We start from the raw sequence: 1,566 nt of genomic DNA on the forward strand, positions 1-1,566 counted from the left end.
CGGCCGGTGGCCCGTACCCAGGTGTCGGCGGGCAGGTCGGGCACGTCGCCGCTGAGCCCGATCTTGATGGGGATTCCGTCGGCGGCGCAGCAGGTGAGGATGATTCGGGCGAGCATGGGTTGGCCGTCTGGTCCCGGCGCGATGAAGCCGGTCAACTGGATCTGCCGGTCACGCAGCGTCCGGCCCTCGTCGTAGACGGCGCGGTAGCCGTAGTCGAAGAGAGTGAGCTTGACCGGGTCGCCGGGCGGCAGGGGCGGGTAGGCGATGTCCTGATTGCTGGTGAGGGCGGAGCCGGTGCGGGTGGCGGTATCCGCGCCCAACGCGGCCGGGGTGATGAACAACAACGCGAGCGTGGGCAACAACAGCAACCAACCCACCGCCGGCCCCGCATGATGATGCCCGTGCCCGTGCCCGTGCCCGTCATCGTCCGGCCCCTCGCCCGCCCGACGCCGATCACGAAACTCATACACCAAAGCCATCACCGCAGCCACCACCAGCAGAACCCCACCGATGATGAGCAACGGCCGCAACCCCTCCTTCACATAACGCAGAAACACATCCGTCAACGTCGCCCGCAACACCGCACCACCGAGGAACAACATCACCACAGCCTGAGCAGCCCGGTTCACCAGATCACCATCCCGACAACAGCCGCAACGAACACGGCAAGAACCAACGTCACCGGCGCGAACCGAACAGCGAACCCCCGCCCGAACATCCCAGCCTGCATCGCCACCAACTTCAGATCCACCATCGGACCCACCACCAGAAACGCCAACCGAGAAGTCAAAGAAAACTGCGACAACGACGCCGCCACGAACGCATCCGCCTCCGAACAGATCGACAACAACACCGCCAACACCGACAACGCCAACACCGACAACACCGGCCGAGCCGCCAAATCACGCAACACCTGCTGAGGCACCACCACATTGATCGTCGCCGCAGCCATCGCACCCACCACCAAGAACCCACCAGCATGAATCACGTCATGACGACACGCATCCCAGAACGCCTCCCACCGAGACACCCCATCCAGACGCGCCCGACGCGGCAAACGAATCCACTCCGCACGCCCCAACCGCAACCACAACCAACCCACCACCACCGCCACCACCAGACTCGCCCCACCCCGAGCCACCACCATCTCCGGATGACCCGGAAACGCCACCGCCGTCGCCGTCAACACAATCGGATTGATCGCCGGAGCCGCCAACAAAAACGCCAACGCCGCAGCAGGACTCACCCCACGCCGAATCAACGACCCCGCAATCGGCACCGAACCACACTCACACCCCGGCAACACCACCCCCGCCACACCCGCCACCGGAACCGCCAACACCGGATGCGACGGCAACGCCCGAGCCCAGAACGACCGCGGCACAAACACCGCAATCACCGCCGACAACACCACCCCGAACACCAAAAACGGCACCGCCTGCACCATCACCGACACAAACACCGTCAACCACGTCTGCAACCGCGCATCAGCCACCCACACACCCACCTGCCGATGCAAAACACCGACCAAAATGAGCACCACACACAACACCTCAACCGAACCGA

General features: G+C 64.6%; 2 protein-coding genes. Both read right to left on the reverse strand.

Annotation, left to right across the window (positions count from 1 at the left end):
• Positions 1-629, reverse strand: a 629-nt coding sequence (locus AB0C02_RS33555) for a TIGR03943 family protein (protein WP_357553236.1), incomplete at its 3' end; no start/stop codon positions are given.
• Positions 626-1,566: permease (locus AB0C02_RS33560; RefSeq protein ID WP_357553237.1), on the reverse strand; the 941-nt coding region annotated here is incomplete at its 5' end. The genes AB0C02_RS33560 and AB0C02_RS33555, both read right to left, overlap by 4 nt.

The sequence above is a fragment of the Micromonospora sp. NPDC048999 genome (assembly GCF_040649295.1).
Classification (GTDB): domain Bacteria; phylum Actinomycetota; class Actinomycetes; order Mycobacteriales; family Micromonosporaceae; genus Micromonospora.